Below are 930 nucleotides of genomic sequence, written 5' to 3'. Positions count from 1 at the left end.
CGCCGTTCGCGATGATCGGGCGCACCGCGGAGCCGGCCGGCTTGCCGTACGTCGACATCGACTTCGACGTGACCGTGGAGAACGCCGTCGCACATCTTCAGCAGCTGGGGCATCGGGAGATCGTGTTCGTGACCGAGCGGCCGCCGACCGAGAGCTTCCGGCGCTATGGTGCGAAGGTCCGCGCCGAGGCGTCCTTCCGCCGTGTGTGCGCCGAGCGTGGCCTTGAGTCCGTGCTCATGGAGTGCGCGCAGCATGCCGCTTCGGGTCGCGAGCTGTCCGCGGCCCTGCTCAAGGATCGGCCGGAGGCCACCGCCGTGATGGTCATGAACGAGCAGGCAGCCTTCGGCGTGATCTCCGGTCTGACCCGCGCGGGCTGTCGGGTTCCCGACGACGTGTCGGTGCTGTCGATCAGCACGTCGAGCGAGGTGGGCGCTATGTCGGATCCGGTGCTGTCGATCATGCGTTCGCCCGGCCCGGAGCTGGGCCGGCTCGCCGTCGAGATGCTGATCGATCAGCTCGAGGACGGCACTCGTGCTCAGGGGCGCGCGCATTCTGGGCATTCCGGCGGTCCATCGCTCCGGCTCTTGCCGTGTGAGCTCGAGCCGGCCGAGTCGACGGCGCGGGTGCGCACGCTCTAGCGCGGCTCATTGCCTGGGCGTTCGCGTTGGGCGGACGCCGGTGAGCGCGGTGGGTGAGGCGTCGCTGCCCGCTGCCTCAGCCGCCGGGCTGCATGGATCAGCCGAGAGTGTGGACGTGGTGCGGGTCGTGCTCTTCGGGGTGCGCGCCCTTGGCATGGTCTGCATGGAAGAGCGCCTGCTCCAGCAGCTGGCGGACGTGGGTGTCCGCAGCGTGGTAGTAGATGAACGTGCCTTCCCGGCGGCTCTCGACCAGTCCGGCCAAGCGCAGCTTCGCCAGGTGCTGACTGACGGC

At 69.5% G+C, this 930-nt stretch carries 2 protein-coding genes; one reads left to right on the top strand and one right to left on the bottom strand.

The features are described from left to right. Positions 1–638 (top strand): substrate-binding domain-containing protein (locus ELR45_RS36830; protein ID WP_205855894.1); only part of this gene is annotated, 638 nt, incomplete at its 5' end. A gap of 97 nt (positions 639–735) precedes the next feature. On the opposite strand, the gene ELR45_RS40385 is transcribed toward ELR45_RS36830, so the two are convergent. After that, a partial coding sequence (locus tag ELR45_RS40385; protein WP_276320637.1) for an ArsR/SmtB family transcription factor occupies positions 736–930 on the bottom strand: 195 nt, incomplete at its 5' end.

It is taken from the genome of Phytoactinopolyspora endophytica, assembly GCF_004138495.1.
GTDB lineage: Bacteria > Actinomycetota > Actinomycetes > Jiangellales > Jiangellaceae > Phytoactinopolyspora > Phytoactinopolyspora endophytica.
Note: the sequence above shows the minus strand (reverse complement) of the source record. Positions and strands in the feature narration are given on the sequence as shown.